Genomic DNA, 21,077 nt, shown 5'->3' with positions numbered 1-21,077 from the left:
GATCATGTTGTTAAGCCGAGGATGGTGAACGGCTTGGTCATGTAGCGGCAGGCCCAGCGGGTGGCTTCGGTGATGTCGGTTCGGCCGGCGAGGCGTAAGGCGCCGATGGCGAGGTTGCGCAGGGAGGCCATTACTCGGGGCCCGGAGCGGGTGCGGGTACGGGAGCGGTCCTCGCGGTAGAGGGTGTCTCTGATCCAGTGCAGCACCTCGATGCCCCACTGTGCTCGGACGTATCCGGCCAGGTGGGTGGGGGTGGCCTGGTCGGGGGCGGGGCTGGTGACGCCGAGCTGGGCGACGGCGGAGATCGGTTTGCCGTGCAGGTCGGTGACGTACCGTTCGATCAGGAAGACCTGGCTGACGTGCGGGAAGGGGAGGTCGTCGGGAGCGGGCAGGACCTGGATGGTGCGGGTGGTGATCCTGCCGTGGCCTTTGCCGGTGCTGGTGTGGGCGATCTCGGTGTCCCTCCAGGGCAGCGCGTCCAGGGCATCGAACAGCTTGCCGCGGTTCTCCTTGACCGGCAGGACGAAGTGGCCGCCCCGGGCGTGGATCACCTTGGCGGTGGCCTTGACGGTGTGCAGTGCGTCGGCGGTGGTGACCGTACCGGTCAGATCCAGGCGTTTGAGCAGTTCCCGGGCGGTGATGGTCTCACGGGGCTTGGCACCGTCCACCTCGGCTTGCGCGGCTACCACGGCCGTGTCCGGCGGTCCCAGCATGACCGCGAGCAGATGCCGCTGGGTTCCGTTGTCGTTCTTGGCGCCCCGGACAGTCTTGCCGTCCAGCCGCAGATGGGCAAGCGGCGTCCCCTCTTGGTCTGTCTCATCGCCGGCGTTCATACAGGTCGATAGGTTGGTCGTGAGCCAGGTGCCGATCGCGGCGTCCAGGGTGTCGGCGTCGGTGTCGGTGAGGACGCGCCAGATCGTGGTCATGCCTGGCGCGGGTGCCGGGGCCGCTCCTGCTCGCATGTAGAGGTCGGCCAGGACCTCGGCGGGGACATCCGCGATCCAGCCGGTGATCGCGCGGTAGCCCGTCATCCCGGCCACGGTCGCCGCCGCAGCCAGGGCGAGCACCGCCGCCACCGGATGGTCACGTCCTTGATCAGAGCGCCCATCGGCCACGCCTTTGAACAGTTTGAGCAGGTCGCCGCATGCTTCGCCGAGGGGGACACGGATGACGGGCTCGGCCGTTACCGGTTCGGCGGCCACGGTGGCACACTGGGTCACGCTGAAGCTCCATGCGCGCAAGCTGATCTGTGAGAAGACCCTTGCTAGCTGGAGCTTCAGCTCATTCCAGGACAAACACGCCGTACGTGATCAGATCGCGATCAACATCACTGGGCCTAACGACACCGCTTCACGATCTTGGAACGGCCGTGCACCTTCGTTGACCGTGGATCCCCTGGTCAGCTCCGGTATTGAGAGGCACCGGTCGGGAGCGGTCGGCACGTTCAGCTTCACGGTCAAACGACGGTCAGACAACAAAAGAGCCTGATCACTTGGAGAGTGATCAGGCCTCTGACCTGCTAGAACAGTGTCGGGACGGCGGGATTCGAACCCACGACCCCTTGACCCCCAGTCAAGTGCGCTACCAAGCTGCGCTACGTCCCGTTGCCCTGGTCTCCCCGAGCACATGCAAACCTTAGCGCAGTTTCCGGCCGTCTGCGTACATGACCGGCCGGGTCGGCCTAGGCTGGTGATCATGGGGAGGAAGACGCGCATCGACCAGGAGGAGCTCGCGCGGCTGGCCGCTGAGGGATGGACGAACGCACGCCTCGCCGACCACTTCGGCGTGACGGAGTCCGGCATTCTGCAGGCGAAGCGAGCGGCGGGGCTGTCGAAGCGCATGACAGACCACAGCCGGGCCCTGCCGTGGACGCTCAGGCGTGCGCACAGTCAGAGCGGCCCAGCCACCAACCTGCGCAATCTCTCCGCCGTGGCCCAGGGCCGCCGCATCCCTGCGGACAAGCTCAACACCGCCGTACGGTGGGCCACCCGGCTGGTGGACAACGGACTCGACATCGCCTACGACCCCGAGCGGGGTTTCCACGAGGTGCCCGCCGGAGCCGGCTCCCACGTCGCCCGGGTCCTCGCCGAGGCCCGCCAGGCCACCGAGCGGGCCCGGGAGGCGACGGGCCAGGCCCGCTGAGCGACCCCGCCTGGCCCTGGAGAAACAAACAGGCGGGCGGTGACATCCGCACATCCGCGGACACGTTCCGGCGGACCCTCCGCGTACGGCTCAGACGCCGTCGCGCGGAAGGGGCGTGGTCTCCTCGCGCACGTGTACGCGGCGCTCCCCCGGGTGGACGGTCGGGTGGACGGTGCTGTGCGTCTCGGTCTCGCGCACGTGGGTGTGCGGCTCCGCCGCCGGATCAACGGTGTACATCGTGTCCGGCTCGATGGTCGCCACCGTCTCCTCGGCCATCCCCGGCCGGCGGGTGTAGCGACTGGTGAGCACCATGCCGGCGATGCCCACGAGCATGAGAATCCACCCGATCATCTGCAGGTCGATTCCAGGAACGTCCCATTTCACGGCGAACGCGAGAACCGCGCCGACCGCGATGAAGGCGAGACTGGCCCCGAAGCCCATGGCAACCTCCTCTGCTGGTCAACGGCCCATTACCCGCAGAATCCACGATTACGCAATGCGTGAAGCGCGTATTCCCGGGCAGTGCGGATGAACAACGCACTCACCCCTGGAGGCAGATATGACCGCCGTGGCATGGGTGGCCGTCGCGATCGTCGCCGTGCTGGTGATCCTGGCAGTCGGCTACCTGGTGTCGGCGCGCAACCGCCGGCGCCAACTGCAGGACCGGTTCGGCCCCGAGTACGACCGGGCCGTACGGGAGAGCGACAGCCGCAAGGAGGCCGAGCAGGAACTGCGCGCCCGCGAGGAGCGCCACGCCGAGCTGGACATCCGCCCGCTCGACCCGAACACCCGGGACGAGTACTCGCGGAAGTGGACCGACGTGCAGGAGCACTTCGTCGACGCTCCCGGATTCGCCGTCACCGAGGCCGACGCCCTGGTCACCGCGGTCATGGCGGCGCGCGGCTACCCGACCGACGACTTCGAGCAGCGGCTGAGCGACCTGTCGGTGGCCCACTCGACCACTCTGGACCACTACCGCAACGCCCACGAGATCAGCACCCGGGCCGCCCGCCAGGACGCCACCACCGAAGAGCTTCGCCAGGCGATGGTCCACTACCGGGCGCTGTTCCAGGAGCTTCTAGGCGACGGCGCCGACGCTCCCGTGAACGGCCACACGAACGACCACCTGAACGGCCACGTGGACAGCGCAGACGACCACGTGGACAGCGACGGCGCCGCGCGGAACGGCACCGCCTACACGACCGACGATCACGACGATTACGACGGCGTCCCGGTGAACGGCCACCGGACCGACGTACGGAATGCGGGGCGATGACCATGCGGACGAACCGGTACGACCAGAGCGACGAGGTCGCCGAGCAGCCGACTCCCGAGACCCCCGAACCCCTGGAGGAGGAGGCCCGTCGCGAGCGGGCTCTCGATGACGCCAGGCGGGACGAGCACGAGGGTCCCGGCCCGGTCTACGCGCCCAGCGACGCCTACACCGCCGGCTACCGGGACGGCACGGTCCAGGACACCACGGACACCACGGACACCACGACCGACGACACCGCGTACGGCGACGGCACGGTGCGGGGCACCGGCGACGACCCTGACTTCGCGAACTATGCGGAAAGGAACGAAGCGGACCGCGCCGACGACCGCGCCGACGACCGCTTCGGGGACGCGCACGGCCAGGCGGGCGACGACGTCCTCACGTCGTCCGAAGAGTCGCCGCATGACTCGCGCCGGGACTCGCGCCGGGACGGCGTCGAGGATGACGTCCTCGTCGCGGGCGACCCGACCGGCGACGACGGGACCACCCCCGCCGCGGACCGGGACGCCCTGACGTCCGCGGACACCACCGCCGGCGGACCGGTGGCCTACCCCGCCACCCCGGACACCGCGTACGCCACCACGCCGGACACCACGCCGGACACCGCCGGTGCTTTCGACACCGCCACCACCCCCGACACCGACGGGACACTCGACGGGCCGGTGGCCTACCCGGCCGCGACCACGAACGCCTCGGGCACGGGGGCCGTTCTGGACGACGTGCTGGAAGGCCGGTGGCGTGAGATCAAGTCGGGGTTCGTCGACGATCCCCGTCAGTCGGTCGAGCAGGCGGACGCGCTGGTGGAGGAGGCCCTGTCGGCCTTCACCTCCCGCCGTGAGGCATTGGTCGGCCAGTGGAAGGACAACGAGCGGGGCGACACCGAGGCGCTGCGCCTGGCCCTGCACGAGTACCGCACGCTACTTGCCCAGTTGACCCGGAAGTGAGGTAACAATGCTCGCCATCGCCGCGGCGATCGTCTTCGGGATCGCCTTCCTCCTCGATCTCCTCAACGCGAGTATCGGCATCGGCATGACCGCGCTGATCGCCCTCGGTCTGTGCCTGCTCGCCCTGCATCAGGCCGGCATCGGCACCGCGGGCGTCAACCGCGGCAGCTGGCGCGGTGGGCGGGTCCGCCGCTGATCCTCCCCCGCGACGTGCGTCCCCCGGACCGGGACCCCACCCGGGAACCGGTCCGCAGGACCCACTCGAACGGAACCACAGGACGCACGAGCAGGACGCACGAGCAGGACGCGTACAGGCGGAACCGCACCGAACGCGAACACCACGAACGTGCCGCGTGACCTCCGGGCCTTGGTCACGCGGCACTCCTGTGTCAGCGCGGAGTACGCGCCACCGGATCAGCCGGGCACGACGGTCCCGGTCACGAGCGGGCCGACAGGGTGAACTCCTTGCGCGGCTCCTCGATGGCCCCCAGCGACACGATCTCCCTGGGGAAGAACATCCCGAGCGTCCAGTCCATGACGATCCGGGTCTTCCTGTTGAAGGTCGGCATCCGCATCAGATGATAGGTGCGGTGCATGAACCACGCGGGGAACCCCCGGAGCTCCCGGCCGTAGATCTGCGCCACGCCCTTGTAGAGCCCCAGGCTCGCCACCGACCCCGCGTACTTGTGCCGGTACGGCCGCCGGGGCTGCCCGCGCAGCGTCGCCAGCACGTTGTCGGCGAGCGTCCTGGCCTGCCGTACGGCGTGCTGGGCGTTGGGCGGGCAGAACTCCCCCGGCCGGGTGAGGTCGGGGACGGCGGCGCAGTCGCCGGCGGCGAAGGCGAAGTCGGTCCCGTGCATGCGCATCCCGGCGTCGACCCTGACCCGGCCCTTCTCGTCGACCGGCAGGTCCCCGGCGCGGACCAGCGGGTGCGGCTTGACCCCGGCGGTCCAGACGAGGGTGTCGGTGTCGAACTCCTCGCCGTCGCTGAGCACGATGTGGCAGCTCTCGGCCGACTTCAGCATCGTCCCCATGCGGACCTCGATGCCCCGCTGACGCAACTGCTGGGCCGTCCACCTGCCCATGTCGGGCCCCACCTCGGGCAGGATGCGGTCCGTCGCCTCCACGAGCACCCAGCGCATGTCGGCGCGGCTGAGCCCGTCAAAGTACTTGCAGGCGTCTGCGGCCATGTCCTCCAGCTCCGCCAGGGCCTCCACCCCGGCGTACCCCCCGCCGACGAAGACGAAGGTCAGCGCCCTGCGCCGGACCTCGGGGTCGGGAGTGGACGCGGCCACGTCGAGCCTGCCGAGCACGTGGTTGCGCAGCGCGATGGCCTCTTCGATGGTCTTGAACCCGATGCCGTTCTCGGCCAGGCCGGGTATCGGCAGGAGCCGTGAGATCGATCCGGGCGCCATGACCAGGTAGTCGTACGCGATGGTGAGGGCGGGCCCCTCGTGCGGCTCGAACTCCGCCCTGCGGTCGGCCAGCCGTACCTGGGTGATCCGTCCACTGAGGATCTGGCACCGGTTCAGCACCCGCCGGAGCGGGACGACGACGTGCCGGGCCTCGATGTTGCCGGCCGCGGCCTCCGGCAGGAAGGGCTGGTAGGTCATGTAGGAGTCGAGGTCCGCGACGGTGACGAGGGCCTCGCCCCGGCGGAGTCTGCGCTGCAGGCGCAGTGCGGTGTACATGCCGACGTATCCGCCGCCGACGATCAGAATCCGTGGGACAGCCATGGCCGTCCCTTACCCTCACTCCAGGCGGAAACGCATCATCACGGTGCTCCCGCCGGGTCCGGTGGTGACACGGAGGTCGTCGCTCAGCAGGCGGGCCACCCAGAGGCCCATGCCTCTGGTGGCGTTCTCGGGCGGCGGGTCGTGGCCCGGCACGGCCGGCGGACGCCACGCGCGGCCGTCATCGTGGACCGCCACCACCAGGGCCGGCCCCTCGCGCCACAATCCCAGCCGGGCCTTCGTCGACCCGTGTGTGACCGCGTTTGTGGCGACCTCGTTGAGCGCCACGAGGAAATCGCCCAGCGCGTCTTCCGGCATGCCGCGGCGCTGCGCCTCGGCGGCGGCGAACTCCCGCAGATCAGGAAGATCGGCCAAGGAGAAGGTACGCTCCCTCGCCGCTCCGGTGACGTGCGCGGGAACGCCGTCATCTTTCACGCGGTACACGCCTCCCGACGCCAATTCGGGCTATCTCAGGACCTGTGGGCTGTTGGCAGGACGAAGATACCTCGGAGCACCGCCTGAACACAGGCGGTGCCCCGGGTATCGTCGCGATCTTCTCATCCCGCGACGAGCTCCGCCCGAAGCTGGTCGAGGGTCTTGCGGAGGATCCGCGACACGTGCATCTGCGATATGCCGAACTCCGCCGCGATCTCGGCCTGCGTCATGTTGCCGTAGAACCGCAGCAGGAGGATGTTCTTCTCCCGCTCGGGGAGAAGGTCGAGGAGGGGCTTCAGCGCTTCCTTGTCCACCAGGGTGTCGAGCGCGTCGTCCTCTTCGGGGATCACGTCGCCGAGCGCGGCGGCGTCGTCGTCCGCGCCGATCGGCGCGTCCAGCGAGAGGGTGCTGTACGCCGCGGAGGCGTCCATGGTGAGGAGCATGTCCTCCTCGGACAGGCCCATCTTCTTGGCGAGCTCGGCGACGGTGGGGAACCGGCCGAGCTCCTGGGTCATGTCGGCGACGTGCCGGTTCAGCTCGGCGCGGCGCTCCTGGTAGAGGCGGGGCACCCGGACGGCCCAGGTGCGGTCGCGGAAGTGCCGCTTGACCTCACCCGTCATGGTGACCATGGCGTACCCGCGGAAGCTGTGACCCAGGGTGGGGTCGAAGCCGTTCATGGCCTTCATGAGGCCGACGTACGCGGCCTGGAGGAGGTCTTCCATCGGCTCGCCCCGGTTGAGGTACCGCCGGGCGATGTCCCTCGCCATCGGACGGTGCATTTCAACGATCATTTCACGGAGGCGTTCCCGCCGGGCCTCGGACACGTCGTCCCGGGTGAGCTCGTCCAGGAGCTCTTCGGCGGTCGGATTGCTGGCGGTCTCTGCACGGACCTCGGCAGCCATCTGCGCAGTCCCCTCGTATTTCTTCTCGCGAGGGCGCCTACGCGACTGGGGTGACCAGGCAGAAGGCACGCCTCGCTACAGTATCGAGACGAGGCCCTCTGCTGGACCTCTGCTTCAGTATATTGCCGCAAAGTCGGGAGTTTCACCACCCCTTCCGCGCCAGTAATGTTGCCGCAGAGGAGGCGCGAGGTGTCGAACAACGGATTGCTGTCCCTGTCGTCGAGCATGGCGGGAGACATCGTGGTGATCCACGTGAACGGTGTCCTCGACGCCACCACACGTGATCAGTTCTCGGACTTCCTGGACGCGGCGGCGGACGACCACGGCCCCGACATGATCCTCGACCTGGGCAAAGTCACGTTCATGGACTCCCGGGCGCTCGGCCTGATCGTCCACAACTGGCAGCGCTCCACCACCGCGGGCGGCAACTTCGCGCTGGTCTCCGTGCAGTACCCGAACTCCAAGGTGATGTGGGTGACGGGCCTGTCGCAGCGGCTGCCGCTGTTCGACACCCTCGACGAGGCCCTGGCCGCGTTCGCCGCCTGAACCGCCTGAACCGAATCGCCGAGCCGTTGGATCCGCTGAACCGTTCGGGCCGGCCCGTGCCCGCGCCGGCCCGGGGGCCATCGGGATGCGTGATCACTCCGGCGCCGCTCCCCCGTGCTTCTGCTGGTGCTCGGTGACCAGGAGCCGGGCCAGGTCGGCCACCTTGACCTGGTGATGCTGGGACACCCGCCGGAGCTCCTCGAACGCCTCCTCGGCCGAGCAGCCGCTCTTGGACATGATGATCCCCTTGGCCTGGTCGATCACCGAGCGGCCGGCCAGCGCCTCCTGCATCTGCGCCGCGCCGGTCAGCACGTCGTCGAACTCCCAGATGTTGGCCAGCGCCACGGTCACCTGCTCGCGCAGCAGGGCCATCAGCGAGCCACCGGCGGTGAAGACGCCGGGACGCACGCCGTACAGGCCGATGATCGCGACGGCGCTGTCGACCGCGACGGGCACGACGAGGACCGAGCGCACGCCGTGCCGTACGGCGGTGGCGGCGTAGCGGGACCAGCGGGACTCGCGCATCACGTCCGGGATCGACACCGGGCGCCCGCTCGTCAGGGCCTCCCTGGACGGGCCCTCCCGCAGGTCGCGCTCGCGGTCGATGAGCGCGGTGAGCTCGCTGTGGGAGGCGGCGAGCAGCACCCGCTCCTCCATCCAGAGCTCGGCGGTGCCGCCCGCGCAGCCGGGGACGCCCCGGGCCACCGCTTCGGTGATCCCGCGCAGGACGCCCTCGGCGGACGTGCCTTCCGTCACACGGCCGAGAGCCGCGAGGTCACGGGCGAGGATGGACGTTGTCTCCATGGTAGAAAGACCATTCCCATAGGTTCGGGGTTAATCCAGGCCGGATCGATTAGACCCGTTGTTTGGCGTAGCGTCTACGTCGAGAGAGGGGGGCAGCTTGCCCGACACCGCCGAACTCGAGCGCGCGCTGAGCGGGCTCGCCGACCGCATCGCCACGCTGCGGGACGCTCCCGACCCGGACGCGATGCTACGCGAGCTGGACACCGCCGAGGAACTGCTGCGCAAGGCCGTGGCCGAGGTGACGCGCAGCCGCAGGCGCAGGGACGGCGGCAGCCAGCGCGAGCAGAAGCTGCTGCGCCAGGTATTCCGCGCGCTGCCGATCCCCGTGATCATCATGGACACGGGCGGCACCGTGCGCCGCATCAACAACGAGACCACCCGCCTGCTCGGCAGCCCGGCCGGCTACCTCATCGGCCGCGCCTTCCCGCTTCTCGTCGACGTGGCCGCCCGCGCGGCGTTCCGCCAGCGCCTCGCCGCCGTACTGCACGGCGAGGACAGCGTCTCGTTCCCGACCCGCCTGGCGCACCAGGGCCGGGCCCACAACGTACGGCTGGTGCTGAGCCGCCTGCGGATGCCGGGCGAGCCGCAGGAGATGCTCGCCGGGGTCGTGCTGCCGACGGAGGTCCAGCTTCCGGAACCGGCGGCGGAGGCGGACGTCCCCGACGACACGGACCTTCTCGCGGCGGCGCGGCGGCACGAGCTGCTGTCACGGCTCACCCGGCTGCTGCTCGACGAGGAGAGCCTGCGCGAGCCGGTCGCCCTGCTGCGCGCGGCGCGGCTGCTGGCCGCGGAGACGGCCGACTGGGTGATCGCGGACGTCTCCGGGGACGGCGAGCCGGTCAGGTCGGTCGTCATCGGGCCGAGCGACCAGCCGGTCGGCCGGTTGCAACGGACGGTCGAGGAGGCCTCCCCCGCCGCGGCGCCGGTCGTCGCGCAGGTGCTGACCACGCACAGCGGCGTCGTCCACGAGATGCTGAGCGACGACTCGCTGCTCGGCGGTGACGTGCTGCAGGCGATGCGGGCGGGCTCCCTGCTCAGCGTGCCGATCCGGACCGAGGAGGAGGTGCGCGGGGTGCTCACGCTGGTGCGCCTGCGCGAGCGCCCTCCGTTCGGCCTCGCCGACCTCGGCCTGATGGAGGAGGCCGGCCTGCACCTCGGCCTGGCGATGCGGGCGCAGCGGGGCTTCCAGCGCCGCTCGCAGGCCGCCGACACGCTGCAGACCGGGGTCCTCCCCCGGACGCTGCCCGACATCCCCGGCTTCGAGATCGCGGCGGTCTACCACCCCGGCTCCGGCATGCGGGCGATCGGCGGCGAGTTCTACGACGTGTTCCCGGTCAAGAACGGCTGGGGCTTCGTCGTCGGCAGCACGGCCGGGCGCGGCGAGGAGGCGGCGGCCGTGACCGCGGTGGTCCGCAACGGGCTGCGCGTGCTGAGCGTGTGGGAGGACGACCCCGGAGAGGCGCTGCGGAAGGTCAGCGACGCGCTCGTCGCGCAGAACACGGGCCTGTTCGTGATGGCCGCGGCGGGCTTCGTGCGGGGGCGGAAGGTGCGGCTGGCCTCCGCGGGCCACCACCCGGCCGCGTTGGTCCAGGAGGGCGGCGGCGTCCGCTTCTCCGAGGGCGGCGGGGTGCCGCTGGGCTTCGAGGAGGGCTCGGTGCCCGCGACCGAGGACCTCACGCTGTCGGCCGGGGAGACGCTGGTGCTCTACAGCGACGGCCTGGTGGGCTCGCAGAGCCCCGCCGGGGACAACTACGGCGAGGATCGGCTCACCGAGGTCCTCGCCCGCTGCGCCGGCCAGCCCCCGAGCACGGTCGTCAAGGCGATCGAGGAGGACCACCGGGGCTTCTGCGGCACGCACGCCGTCGACGAGATCACCGTGCTCACGCTGCGCCGATCCCGCTGAGGCGGGGCGTCCCCGGGGCGCGGGAGATCGCATGATTTTTCCGGATTAGGTGTTTAGCTCGATTCGGAGTAAGGTAAACATCCTCTACATCGATCGTGCCTAGGACGCAGGCACACCTTTTCAAGCGCCTTCCTGTCTTGAGGTGTGCCATGGATATCGCGATCGTCTCCGCGCACGAACTCACTCCCGACACGCCCGCCATCGCGCGTGAGCTGGCCAGGGGCCACCGGGTGACCGTCTACACGCGGTCGAAGACGAAGGGCGCCGGCGTCGAGCACGTGCCCGCCGGACCCGACGTGGAGCTGTCGGAGAGCGACCTCCTCCCCTACATCCCCGACTTCAGCGCCGGGCTGGCCCAGCGGTGGAGGGAGCACCGGCCGGACATCATCCACGCCTACTCGTGGTCGAGCGGCCTGGCCGCGATCGCGGGCTCGGAGGGCATGGACGTGCCGGTCACCCAGACCTTCCACAGCCACCACGACGAGAGCCGGACCCCCGCGCCGGTGCGCCGGCTGGAGTGCGCGATCGGCCGCCGGGCCCGGGCCGTCATCGCCGCCTGCGCCGACGAGGAGTCCGAGCTGATCCGGATGGGCGTGCCCCGCCGCAACATCTCGGTCGTCCCCCACGGCATCGACGTCGAGCGCTTCCGCCGCCAGGGCCCGGCCTTCCCGCGGGGCGAGCGGCCCCGCCTGCTGCACGTGGGTCACGTGGGAGCGGAGTACGCGGTGCACGCGCTGCGGGCCGTGCCCGACGCCGAACTGGTGATCGCCGGTGGGGACGACCCCAGCATCGAGCGGTTGCGGGCCATCGCGGGCGAGCACGGCGTGGGCGACCGCGTGCAGACGCTCGGCATGGTCCCGCACACGGCGATGCCCAAGCTCATGCGCAGCGCCGACCTGGTGCTGTCGCTGCCGCCGACCGTCCCCACGGGCACGGCGGCGCTGGAGGCCATGGCGTGCGGGATCCCCGTCATCGCCTCGGCGTCCGGAGCCCACCTCGACTCGGTGGTGGACGGCGTGACCGGTTTCCTGACCCGGCCCGACCGCCCGCTGGAGATCGCCCACCGCATCCGCCGCCTGCTCGGCGACCCCACGCTGCGCACGGCCATCGGGTACGCGGCGGCCGACCGCGCCCGTTCCCGCTATTCGGTCGAGCGCATCAGCATGGAACTGCTCCGTGTATACGAGAAGACGTGCGCCTGACCGACAAGCGGCATTACCAGTTTCACCTCGTTATAAATGTCAATTCCTGTGGTTAACTCGGCTCATGTCACTTCATGGACCTGGTTCAGCCGTGGCGGCGGCGATGCTCATCGTCGCCGCCACCGCATGTTCGAGCGGGGACTCCACGAAGGTGTTCAACGCGGGCGGTGAGTCCGCCGCGCGGCCCCCCGCCTCCTCCCCCGACCTTCCCGGCTCCGCGCCCAACGCGGCCGGAGCGGGCGCGACCCGGACCTCCGTCCCCGGCGCCGCCGAACCCGCTGACAAGGCGTCCGCGGGCGACAGGACCTCCAAGGGCGCCTCCAGAACCTCCTCCGGCGTGTCGGCCGAGGCCGACGGCCGGTCCGTGCACGAAATCGGCGACGACGCCGCGGAGACGGCCGCCGAGAAGATCACGAACGAACCGGTCGGCATCGGCGCCCCCGCGCCCGGTCCCGCCCCCTCGTCCGGCCCGGCGCCGCGCCCGTCGCTCGTCCAGCGGGCGACGCCCCCGCCCACGGCCGCGCCGGGCGCCAGGGACAGCGGCACCGGCACCGGCACCGGCAAGAGCACCGGCAAGTCCGCGGACGGGACCACCGACGAGACCGGGGAGGGGACCGATCCGCCGATGCGCCTCGCCGCGCCGGCCCGCACCGGCCCCCGGCAGGTGGACATCGTCCAGCCGCGGGACGTCCCCGGCGACCCTGTGATCACCGATCGGCCGGCGGGGACCGCCGGGGGCCCGAGCGCCGGGAACGGCACGGCGGCCGGATGGAGCGGCCCGGTCCTCACCGAGGACTTCGGCCGGCAGCTCGACCCGTCCGCCTGGACGGCCTCCGGCTCGCGCGGAGCGGGCGGCATCGGCGGCGGGACGCTGCGCCTGACCGGCGGGACCGGCCTGACCGGCAGACTCACCCAGCAGTACGGCCGCTGGGAGGTGCGCCTGAGTGCCACCAAGGGCTCGGGCACCCCCGTGGTGTCGTTGCGGCCGGGAAGCGGCGGCGGCGCGGAGATCGGCCTGGCCGCCATCGGCGACCCGGACCGGCAGGCGGCGAACGCCTTCGTCGGTTCGGACAGCGGAGACCGCACCCATGGCGCGCTGCGGGCCGACTTCACGCTCTGGCACACGGTCGCCGTCGACTGGCTGCCCGACCGGGTGAGCGTCTGGCTGGACGGCACCCGTGTCTGGGACTACACCGGACGCGTCCCCGCCCAGCGCATGGGCGTGTCGCTGCGCAACGTCTGCGAGGGCTCCGATGCCTGCGGCGGGACCCTGTTCGTCGACTGGCTGCGCGTCTACCGGGCCGCGCAGCGCTGACCACCCGGCGCTGACCACCGCCCGGCGCTGACCGCCGCCCGCCCGCGCGCGGTGCGGGCGGGTCAGGCGCCGCCGAGGAGGGCCGCCGCCTTCAGCGACAGGTGGAGCAGCAGGCGGTCCTCCCCGTCGCCGAGGTCGAGCCCGGTGAGGCGGGCCGCCTTGTCGAGCCGGTAGTACAGCGTCTGCCGGTGCACGCCGAGCGCCGCCGCCGTCTCACCGGCGTGGCCCGCGTGGTCGAGGTACGCCTCGACGCTCGCCGCGATCCGGGGCGTGAGGGCGGCCGACTCGGCGGCGAGGCCGGCGAGGTCGCGCGGGGACAGCCGGACCAGCAGCCGGTAGACGCCGAGCGTGGCCCAGTCGGCGACCGGGGCGTGCCGCTCGGCGTGTTCGGCCACCCGGAGGGCCGGCAGCGCCTCGCGCCAGCTCTCCCACGCGTCGCGGGGGTCGTCGCGGGGGCCGCCGATCCCGGCGGCGAGGCCGTACAGGCCGTGCAGCAGCCCCGCGACCCGGGCCGCCTGCGCGGCCGGCGCGAGGATCGCGAGGATCCCCCCACCCACCACTGACGCAGCCGCTCCGAACGCAGCCGCTCCGGGCTCACCTGTCCCTGACTCGGTCACGTCGGGGTCGGCGAGCACGCCGCGCGGCAGCGTCCGCGGCAGGGCGGACAGCTGGGCCGCCTCCCGCGCCGGAGTCCGGACCGCGACGGCCGTCACCGGTCCGTCGGCCACCACCCCGGCGGCGGCGCGGGCCGCCGGGTCGGCGGAGAAGAACTGGCGCAGCGGGGCGTACCGGCCCCGGGCCTGCGCGGCCAGCAGCGCGGCCACCCGGCCGACCAGGGGCCCGGCGGCGGCCAGCCGCTCGTCGGTGAGCTCTCCCGACTCCAGCGCCCACAGGTACCCGTAGGTCACCCCGTCGTGCCGCAGCGGCACGCACACCCGGCCGAGCACACCGGGCAGCCCGGAGATCCGCACCGGCCCGGTCGCGGTCGCGATGCCGTACGCCTCGAAGTGGGCCCGCACCTCGTCGGACGCGCGCCTGCGCAGGATCGACTCCTGCCGGACGCTGTCGATGTCCCCGCTCTGCGCGCCGTACGCCAGGAGGTTGAACGATCGGTCCTCGAGCGTCACCGACGCGCCGAGCAGCCGGGAGATCTCATCGACGATGTCTTGCATACTGACATTGTTGTGCATTTGTCCAAAAATGCTGTGGCGGATGTCCGTGGAACTTTGGTGACGTGCGGATTTAGCCTGTGACCATGCTCGGTTCCCTGCTTCTCGCGGGCTCGCGCAGCCCGCTCGCCCGCCGGGCCGTGTCGGGCTTCCCGCTCACGCGCAAGGTCGTCGACCGCTTCGTGGCGGGAGAGTCAGCCGCGGACGCCGTCGAGGCGGCGCGCCGCCTGACCGGCTCGGGGCTCTCCGTCACCATCGACCATCTGGGCGAGGAGGTCCGCGACTCCGGGGCCGCCGTCTCCGCCGCCAAGGCGTACGTCTCGCTGCTGGAGGCGCTGGGGCCGCTCGGCCTCGGCGACCGGGCCGAGGCGTCGGTCAAGCTGTCGGCCGTCGGGCAGGCCCTCGATCCCGGCCTCGCCCTGGAGAACGCGCGGCAGATCTGCGCCGCGGCGCGGGAGTGCGGCTCCACCGTCACCCTGGACATGGAGGACCACACCACCGTCGACGCGACGCTCGGCGCGCTGCGCGCGCTGCGGGAGGACTTCCCGGAGACGGGCGTCGCGATCCAGGCGTACCTGTTCCGCAGCGAGGCCGACTGCCGCGACCTCGCCGGGTCGCGGGTGCGCCTGGTGAAGGGCGCCTACGCCGAGCCCGCCTCCGTGGCCCACCAGCGCGGGGCCGACGTGGACCGCGCGTACGTGCGGTGCCTGCGGGTGCTCATGGCGGGCAGCGGTCATCCCATGGTGGCCACGCACGACGACCGGCTGATGGCGATCGCCGAGTCGCTCGCGGTGAGCGCCGGGCGCGGCCCGGACGACTACGAGTTCCAGATGCTCTACGGCATCCGGGCCGACAGGCAGGCGGCGCTGGCCGCGGCCGGGTCGCGGGTGCGCGTCTACGTCCCCTACGGCGACGACTGGTACGGCTACTTCATGCGCCGCCTCGCCGAGCGCCCGGCCAACGTCGCCTTCTTCCTTCGTGCTCTGAGGGGTGGATGATGGATTCGATCACCGACGTCCCGGTGCCGGCGAACGAGCCGGTGCACGGGTACGGGCCCGGCAGCGCCGAGCGCGCCGCCCTGGAGACCCGGATCAAGGAGCTGGCCGGGGCGTCCCTCGACCTCACGATGACGATCGGCGGCGAGCGGCGCCTGGCCGGCGGCGCCCCGATCGACGTCGTGCAGCCGCACAACCACGCCGCCGTGCTCGGCCATACGGCCGACGCGACCGCGGCCGACGTCCGGGCGGCGGTGGACGCGGCGCTGGAGGCCGCGCCGCGCTGGCGGGCCCTGCCGTTCGAGGAGCGCGCCGCGGTCTTCCTGCGGGCCGCCGAACTGCTGAGCGGCCCCTGGCGGGCCACGCTGAACGCGGCGACCATCCTCGGCCAGTCGAAGTCGGCGCAGCAGGCCGAGATCGACGCCGCCTGCGAGCTGATCGACTTCTTCCGGTTCAACGTCTCCTACGCCCGCCGGCTGCTCGCCGAGCAGCCGCAGTCGTCGCCGGGCGTGTGGAACCGGATGGAGTACCGCCCGCTGGAGGGCTTCGTCCTGGCGATCACGCCGTTCAACTTCACCTCCATCGCGGCCAACCTGCCGGCCGCGGCTGCGCTGATGGGCAACGTGGTGGTGTGGAAGCCGTCGCCGACGCAGCAGTTCTCCGCGCACTTCACGATGCGGCTGCTGGAGGCGGCCGGGCTGCCGCCCGGAGTGATCAACATGGTCACGGGCAACGGCGCGGCCGTGTCCGAGGTCGCGCTGCCGCATCCGGAGCTGGCCGGGATCCACTTCACCGGCTCGACGGCCACCTTCCAGCACCTGTGGCGCACGGTCGGGGAGAACATCGCGGGCTACCGCGGCTACCCCCGGCTCGTCGGCGAGACGGGCGGCAAGGACTTCGTCCTCGCCCACCCCTCCGCGGAGCCCGGCGCGCTGGCGACCGCGCTGCTGCGGGGGGCGTTCGAGTATCAGGGCCAGAAGTGCTCGGCGGCGTCCCGGGCGTACGTGCCGCGCTCGCTGTGGGCGCGCATGCGCGACGACTTCGTCTCGGCCGCCGAGTCGCTCACCGTCGGCGACGTGTCGGGCGACCTGTCCACGTTCATGGGCGCGGTGATCGACGCGCGGGCGTTCGCCAAGCACCGGGAGGCGATCGACCGGGCCCGGTCGACGGACTCGATCGAGGTCCTGGCCGGCGCCTACGACGACTCGACCGGCTACTTCGTGCGGCCGGCGGTGCTGGAGTGCGCCGACCCGGCCGACGAGGTCTTCGTGAAGGAGTACTTCGGCCCGATCCTCGCCGTCCACGTCTACGACGACGCCGCGTACGACACCGTGCTCGACCAGATGGAGAGCGTCAGCCCGTACGCGCTGACCGGGTCGATCATGGCCGAGGACCGGTACGCCGTCGAGGCCGCCACGGAGCGGCTGCGCTTCGCGGCGGGCAACTTCTACGTCAACGACAAGCCCACCGGGGCGGTCGTCGGGCAGCAGCCCTTCGGCGGGGCCAGGGCCTCGGGCACCAACGACAAGGCGGGCTCGATCTTCAACCTGATCCGGTGGGTCAACGTCCGCACGGTGAAGGAGACCTTCGTGCCGCCGGTGGCCGGCGGGCCGTACCGCGGCGACGTGCCACAGGGCGGCTGGCAGCAGCCCGACCTGGGCACCCTCGGCTACTGACCGCCTGGATGCCTACCGCATCTGAGCGCCCTGCCGTTCCAGACGATCCCGCAGAACGACGGGGCGAACGCGACCCTGCCCGGCATGCTGCGCCGCTATAACGCCGGCGGGGGATACCGGTGGATCTCCGCCCGATGGCCGGTGGAGCCGGCGAACTTGGCGTCGTCCGTGAGAAGCGGGACTTCCAGCGCCTCGGCGAGCGCCACGTACATCGCGTCGTACGCGGTGAGGTTGTCGCGGAGCTCCAGTGCCCTGGGCTGCAGCGGCAGCATCGGATGCCGGACGATCCTGAGCTGCGCGTAACGCTCCAGCATCGTCCGGGCCCGTGCTCCCGAGATGCGCACCTCCGGCTTGCCGGTGATCAGATGTCCGCGCACGACGGAGGCGATCTCGACGTCGATCAGCGCGGGCGCGTGCAACCTGCGGGCCAGCCTCTGCCGGAGCAGGTCGTCGCCCTTCACGTTCGCCAGCAGGCGGAAGACGATCGAGGTGTCCACCACGAGGCTCACGGGCGGCCCTCGCGCAGGATCTCACGCACGAAGTCCGGGTCGTAGGCCACCGGCTCGTCACCGGCGATCCGCGCCATCACCTCGTCCGGGGTGGGGGAGGCCGCCTCCTCGTTCAGCAGGTCACGCACGTACGCGGTGAGCGACTTGCCCTCCCGCTCCGCTCTCTCCTTGAGAGTGCGCTCGGTCCCGTCCGGTACGTCTCGAACCTGGATGATCCCCATTCCCACACGCTAGCATGCAACCTGCATGCACTGCCAGTGTCTCGTCCACGGCCTGGAGCAGTGGACTGAACGCTCTACCGCTTAGTTGGGGTGTTTCGGGAGGTAGGGGGCGCGTTTTCGGGTACCGAGGCCGAGAGACGCTCCGCGAGCGAGCCGAGGTCGACATGCGTAAGTTCCTGGCAGCTCTTCTCGTCGGGGCCGCGGCCCTGACCGCCGCCTGCTCCGACATCAAGCAGGACTGGTACACCGAGACGATTCCGCAGAACGAGGGGGCGAACGCGAACCTGCCCGGTCTGCTGCTCCGCAACGCGTTCGTCATCGGCCCGCCGACACCGGCCGCGCCCGGCGCCGACATGCCGATGTACCTGATGCTGCTGAACGAGAGCGGGCGCGCCGACCGGCTCGTGTCGGTGGACACCGGCGGCGTCTTCCGGGAGGCCCGCCTGCCGGCCGGCGGCCTGGAGGTGCCCGGCGGGAAGCACGTCGGCGGCACCGCGCTCCCCCAGGTGCTGCTCGCCGGCCTCACCCGCCCGCTGACCGCCGGCGCCTCGATCCCCGTCACGTTCCGCTTCGAGAACGCGGGCGAGACGCGGGTGAACGTGCCGATCCTGCCGCCCGGGGAGTGGCGGGCGACCTACTCCCCCTGGCCCGGAGTGCCGGAGCCGTCGCCCGCTCCCTCGCCCACCCGCTCGCCGACCCCGCTGCCCACGGGCGCGCCGCCCACATCGGGCTGACCGGCCGCAGCCGGGCCGGCCGTCGGGCCGGCCGATGACTCGCACGTTGTTGCGCACCATCACGCTCATGACGCGCAAGGTACAAACCAATCCCCTGCACGGGCGATTTCGGGGCGGCCGTGTACCTGACGCGGTCGAGGGTAGACGGCGTGGATCCCCCGGCCGGCGGAGGCCCCCGGCCGCGGCGGACAGACATCGAGGAGAGGAGAAGGCATGACGACCGCTCGCGACATCATGACTCCCTGGGCGGAGTTCGTGCGCGCCGACGAGACCGTCTACGAGGCCGCCGAGAAGATGGCCCGCCTCGACGTGGGTTCGCTGCCGATCTGCGGCGCCGACGACCGGCTCACGGGCGTGCTGACCGACCGCGACATCGTCGTGAAGGTGCTGGCCCGGGGCAGGGACCCCAGGTCGTGCCAGGCCGGAGAGCTCGCCCAGGGCGAGGCCGTCACGATCGGCGCCGACGACGACGCGGCCGAGATCCTCGACACGATGGCCTCGCACAAGGTCCGCCGCCTGCCCGTCATCGACGGCCACAAGCTGGTGGGCATCATCGCGCTGGCCGACGTGGCCCGCGCCCTGCCCGACGTGCCCGTCGGCGACCTCGTCGACGCGATCAGCAGCGACTGACGCGGGCCGCCGTGCGGCGGGTGATCGCGAGGCCCGGCCCCGGCCCGGTGAGCCGGGGCTCCGCGCGTCCGGCACGCGACGCGCCGCCGAACGGGAGACGCGCGGCTCAGCGGGGCACGCCGTACGCCTCGTCGCTCACGAGCCGGGCCGCGCCGATGACCGCGGCGTGCTCGCCCACGTCGCTCAGCACGATAGGCAGGTTCTTCGTCGCCAGGGGCAGCGAGCGCCGGTAGATGACGCTCCGGATCTCGGCGAGCAGGACGTGGCCCAGCACCGCGAGCCCGCCGCCCAGCACGATGAGGCTCGGGTTGAAGAACGACACCAGGCCCGACAGCACCTCGCCCACGCGCCGTCCGCCGGTGCGCACGAGCTGGAGGGACGTGGCGTCGCCGGCGGCGACCGCCTCGGCCACCGCGGCGGCGCTCAGCGTCCCGTCGCGTTCGAGGAGCTCCCCGAGCATGGGCGAACGCCCCGACCTGACCGCTTCGAGGGCGTCGCGGGCCAGCGCCTCGCCGCCGAAGGTCGCCTCCAGGCAGCCGCTGTTGCCGCACGCGCAGACCGCGTCGGAGTCGGCGACCTGGATATGTCCGATGTCTCCCGCGCAGCCGTCCATGCCGCGGTAGAGCTCGCCCTTCGCCACGATTCCGCAGCCGACGCCGACGCCGATCTTGACGAACAGGAAGTTCTCGACCGTGCGCGCCGCGCCCGCGTGTTGTTCCCCGAGGGCCATGACGTTGACGTCGTTGTCCAGCACGACCGGGCATTCGAACCACCGGGCGAGGAGATCGCGGACGGGGTACCCGTCCCATCCCGGCATGACCGGCGTCGCCACGGTGATTCCGCGGCGGAAGTCGACCGGGCAGGGGACGCCGACGCCGACTCCGAGGGGCTGCTCCACCCCCGCCTTGGCGAGCAGCCCGCGAGCGCGTTCGGCCGCGAGTTCGAGCACCTGCTCGGGACCCTGGCGTACGTCGCACTCGGTGCGTTCGAACGCGACGATCCGCAGCCTGCCGTCCGTGATCGCGACGGACACCGCGCCCGTGTCCACGGCGATCGCGACGAATCTGATGCCGCCCGCTATATCGATGACCGTCGAACGCCGCCCTCCGCGGGATGCGGCCGGGCCGATTTCGGCAATAAGGCCCAACGCCGTCAACCGGCCGAGTTCCGCCCCCATCGTCGTACGTGACACTTCAAAGTGGTCCACCAGCTCAATGCGGGATCGCGGACCGGCATCACGTAATCGCGTGAGTATTCTGGCCTGCAGTTTCGTTTCGGGGCGGCCTGGGACCGATGTATCCACCCGATAAGTTTCCCACCCGGCGCGCGTGGCTTGTCACTCGGCGGGAACGCGAATTCACGCGCCAATGCGGGACACGGGACCCATTCCGGCCGCGCCGATCATCCCGCCTCGCCGTGATCGGCGACCTGGCCGAAGGTTCTGTCGCGGGCCAGGTCCGACAATCGCAGCGTGTCGAGGCCGTCGCAGACCAGCTCGGTCGAGGCGATCACGGCCCGCACCGCGGGCGTGTCGGGCCCCGGCAGGGCCACGGTCGCGGTCTGCAGGTACGTCCACTCACGCAGCGCCTTCAGTGACGCCTCGGGCAGCCGGGCCGAGTACTCGATCACCAGGGCGTCGTCCTTGACGAGCAGGTGGTCGAGGCTCGTCCTGGTGGGGATGTCCTCGTCGGACGGATCGTAGAAGGACTTCGCCGGATGCGTCCAGGAGGTCGTCTCGCCGGGGGCCGTCCGCGGCCGCAGGTCGCACGTGACCGGAGATTCCGCCGTACCGGCCGCGGGCCCGTTCGCGGGGTCGGCGGCGGAGGGGGCGGCGGACGTGGCGCCGCCACACCCGGCGCAGAACGCGAGCGACGTCACGGCGAGCGCGACCCAGGTGAGGGCCTGGCGCATCGATCCACTCCTGGTGTCGTCGGAAAGGCG

The 21,077-nt window shown here is 71.5% G+C and carries 23 protein-coding genes and 1 tRNA gene; 12 read left to right on the top strand and 12 right to left on the bottom strand.

Features of this window, described 5'->3' with window-relative positions; translation table 11 throughout:
- Positions 1-2: 2 nt before the first annotated feature.
- Positions 3-1,220, bottom strand: a complete 1,218-nt coding sequence (locus tag OG344_RS22465) for an ISAs1 family transposase (RefSeq protein WP_405084746.1) — start codon at positions 1,218-1,220, stop codon at positions 3-5.
- Between the two features lie 310 nt (positions 1,221-1,530).
- Positions 1,531-1,604 (bottom strand) — tRNA-Pro (locus OG344_RS22460).
- A 91-nt stretch (positions 1,605-1,695) separates the two neighbouring features.
- Between OG344_RS22460 and OG344_RS22455 the strand changes: the two genes are divergently transcribed.
- On the top strand, positions 1,696-2,142 hold the full coding sequence (locus tag OG344_RS22455) for a hypothetical protein (protein ID WP_405084745.1): 447 nt from the start codon (positions 1,696-1,698) through the stop codon (positions 2,140-2,142).
- Positions 2,143-2,232: 90 nt separating this feature from the next.
- Here OG344_RS22455 and OG344_RS22450 read toward each other — a convergent pair whose 3' ends face one another.
- The gene (locus tag OG344_RS22450; RefSeq protein ID WP_327045283.1) at positions 2,233-2,583 is read right to left on the bottom strand and encodes a DUF6458 family protein; all 351 of its coding nucleotides are present in this window, start codon (positions 2,581-2,583) and stop codon (positions 2,233-2,235) included.
- A 118-nt stretch (positions 2,584-2,701) separates the two neighbouring features.
- On the opposite strand from OG344_RS22450, the gene OG344_RS22445 reads away from it, so the two are divergent.
- The 3 genes from OG344_RS22445 to OG344_RS22435 are packed head-to-tail and all read left to right on the top strand — an operon-like array spanning position 2,702 to position 4,558.
- A complete protein-coding gene (locus OG344_RS22445; protein WP_405084744.1) occupies positions 2,702-3,418 on the top strand; it encodes a hypothetical protein in 717 nt (238 codons plus the stop codon).
- Positions 3,415-4,362, top strand: coding sequence for a hypothetical protein (locus OG344_RS22440; RefSeq protein ID WP_405084743.1), 948 nt, complete (start codon positions 3,415-3,417; stop codon positions 4,360-4,362). Before OG344_RS22445 ends, OG344_RS22440 begins: the two co-directional genes overlap by 4 nt.
- Positions 4,363-4,369: 7 nt before the next feature.
- On the top strand, positions 4,370-4,558 hold the full coding sequence (locus OG344_RS22435) for a hypothetical protein (protein WP_327045280.1): 189 nt from the start codon (positions 4,370-4,372) through the stop codon (positions 4,556-4,558).
- Positions 4,559-4,799: 241 nt separating this feature from the next.
- Here OG344_RS22435 and OG344_RS22430 read toward each other — a convergent pair whose 3' ends face one another.
- The 3 genes from OG344_RS22430 to OG344_RS22420 form a co-directional block, all read right to left on the bottom strand.
- Positions 4,800-6,098 carry an NAD(P)/FAD-dependent oxidoreductase gene (locus OG344_RS22430; protein WP_405084742.1) on the bottom strand — a complete coding sequence of 433 codons (1,299 nt, stop codon included), beginning with the start codon at positions 6,096-6,098 and terminating at the stop codon, positions 4,800-4,802.
- A gap of 15 nt (positions 6,099-6,113) precedes the next feature.
- Complete coding sequence (locus tag OG344_RS22425) at positions 6,114-6,530, bottom strand: ATP-binding protein (protein WP_405084741.1); 417 nt, start codon at positions 6,528-6,530, stop codon at positions 6,114-6,116.
- Between the two features lie 122 nt (positions 6,531-6,652).
- Positions 6,653-7,432 carry a SigB/SigF/SigG family RNA polymerase sigma factor gene (locus OG344_RS22420; RefSeq protein WP_405084740.1) on the bottom strand — a complete coding sequence of 260 codons (780 nt, stop codon included), beginning with the start codon at positions 7,430-7,432 and terminating at the stop codon, positions 6,653-6,655.
- A gap of 189 nt (positions 7,433-7,621) precedes the next feature.
- On the opposite strand from OG344_RS22420, the gene OG344_RS22415 reads away from it, so the two are divergent.
- On the top strand, positions 7,622-7,978 hold the full coding sequence (locus OG344_RS22415) for an STAS domain-containing protein (RefSeq protein WP_327045276.1): 357 nt from the start codon (positions 7,622-7,624) through the stop codon (positions 7,976-7,978).
- A gap of 93 nt (positions 7,979-8,071) precedes the next feature.
- Here OG344_RS22415 and OG344_RS22410 read toward each other — a convergent pair whose 3' ends face one another.
- Positions 8,072-8,782 carry a GAF and ANTAR domain-containing protein gene (locus OG344_RS22410; RefSeq protein ID WP_327045275.1) on the bottom strand — a complete coding sequence of 237 codons (711 nt, stop codon included), beginning with the start codon at positions 8,780-8,782 and terminating at the stop codon, positions 8,072-8,074.
- Between the two features lie 97 nt (positions 8,783-8,879).
- Between OG344_RS22410 and OG344_RS22405 the strand changes: the two genes are divergently transcribed.
- From OG344_RS22405 to OG344_RS22395, 3 genes are all read left to right on the top strand, one after another.
- Positions 8,880-10,685: a SpoIIE family protein phosphatase gene (locus OG344_RS22405; RefSeq protein WP_405084739.1), complete on the top strand. Its 1,806-nt coding sequence runs from the start codon at positions 8,880-8,882 to the stop codon at positions 10,683-10,685.
- A gap of 149 nt (positions 10,686-10,834) precedes the next feature.
- A complete protein-coding gene (locus OG344_RS22400) occupies positions 10,835-11,887 on the top strand; it encodes a glycosyltransferase (protein WP_405084738.1) in 1,053 nt (350 codons plus the stop codon).
- 103 nt (positions 11,888-11,990) lie between these two features.
- A complete protein-coding gene (locus OG344_RS22395; protein ID WP_405084737.1) occupies positions 11,991-13,202 on the top strand; it encodes a family 16 glycosylhydrolase in 1,212 nt (403 codons plus the stop codon).
- A gap of 62 nt (positions 13,203-13,264) precedes the next feature.
- On the opposite strand, the gene OG344_RS22390 is transcribed toward OG344_RS22395, so the two are convergent.
- A complete protein-coding gene (locus OG344_RS22390; RefSeq protein ID WP_405084736.1) occupies positions 13,265-14,374 on the bottom strand; it encodes a PucR family transcriptional regulator in 1,110 nt (369 codons plus the stop codon).
- Positions 14,375-14,457: 83 nt separating this feature from the next.
- Between OG344_RS22390 and OG344_RS22385 the strand changes: the two genes are divergently transcribed.
- Entirely contained in the window at positions 14,458-15,369 is a 912-nt protein-coding gene (locus tag OG344_RS22385; protein ID WP_405084735.1) for a proline dehydrogenase family protein, read from the top strand.
- Positions 15,369-17,042 carry an L-glutamate gamma-semialdehyde dehydrogenase gene (gene pruA, locus OG344_RS22380; protein WP_405089146.1) on the top strand — a complete coding sequence of 558 codons (1,674 nt, stop codon included), beginning with the start codon at positions 15,369-15,371 and terminating at the stop codon, positions 17,040-17,042. Before OG344_RS22385 ends, pruA begins: the two co-directional genes overlap by 1 nt.
- 95 nt (positions 17,043-17,137) lie before the next feature.
- Here the strand turns inward: pruA and OG344_RS22375 are convergent, their stop codons facing one another.
- A complete protein-coding gene (locus tag OG344_RS22375) occupies positions 17,138-17,551 on the bottom strand; it encodes a type II toxin-antitoxin system VapC family toxin (protein ID WP_405084734.1) in 414 nt (137 codons plus the stop codon).
- Positions 17,548-17,772, bottom strand: a complete 225-nt coding sequence (locus tag OG344_RS22370; RefSeq protein ID WP_405084733.1) for a FitA-like ribbon-helix-helix domain-containing protein — start codon at positions 17,770-17,772, stop codon at positions 17,548-17,550. The genes OG344_RS22375 and OG344_RS22370 overlap by 4 nt, the downstream gene beginning before the upstream one ends.
- A gap of 164 nt (positions 17,773-17,936) precedes the next feature.
- On the opposite strand from OG344_RS22370, the gene OG344_RS22365 reads away from it, so the two are divergent.
- Positions 17,937-18,506: a copper chaperone PCu(A)C gene (locus OG344_RS22365; RefSeq protein WP_405084732.1), complete on the top strand. Its 570-nt coding sequence runs from the start codon at positions 17,937-17,939 to the stop codon at positions 18,504-18,506.
- Positions 18,507-18,719: 213 nt separating this feature from the next.
- The gene (locus OG344_RS22360; RefSeq protein ID WP_405084731.1) at positions 18,720-19,136 is read left to right on the top strand and encodes a CBS domain-containing protein; all 417 of its coding nucleotides are present in this window, start codon (positions 18,720-18,722) and stop codon (positions 19,134-19,136) included.
- 106 nt (positions 19,137-19,242) lie between these two features.
- Here the strand turns inward: OG344_RS22360 and OG344_RS22355 are convergent, their stop codons facing one another.
- Together OG344_RS22355 and OG344_RS22350 are read right to left on the bottom strand one after the other, a co-directional pair.
- Positions 19,243-20,313: an ROK family protein gene (locus OG344_RS22355; protein WP_405089145.1), complete on the bottom strand. Its 1,071-nt coding sequence runs from the start codon at positions 20,311-20,313 to the stop codon at positions 19,243-19,245.
- A gap of 224 nt (positions 20,314-20,537) precedes the next feature.
- Positions 20,538-21,047 (bottom strand): hypothetical protein, encoded by a 510-nt coding sequence (locus OG344_RS22350; protein ID WP_405084730.1) that lies wholly within the window; start codon positions 21,045-21,047, stop codon positions 20,538-20,540.
- Positions 21,048-21,077: the final 30 nt, after the last annotated feature.

Origin of the sequence: Microbispora sp. NBC_01389 (assembly GCF_045040095.1) — a bacterium.
GTDB lineage: Bacteria > Actinomycetota > Actinomycetes > Streptosporangiales > Streptosporangiaceae > Microbispora.
This window is presented reverse-complemented; position numbering and strand designations above follow the sequence as displayed.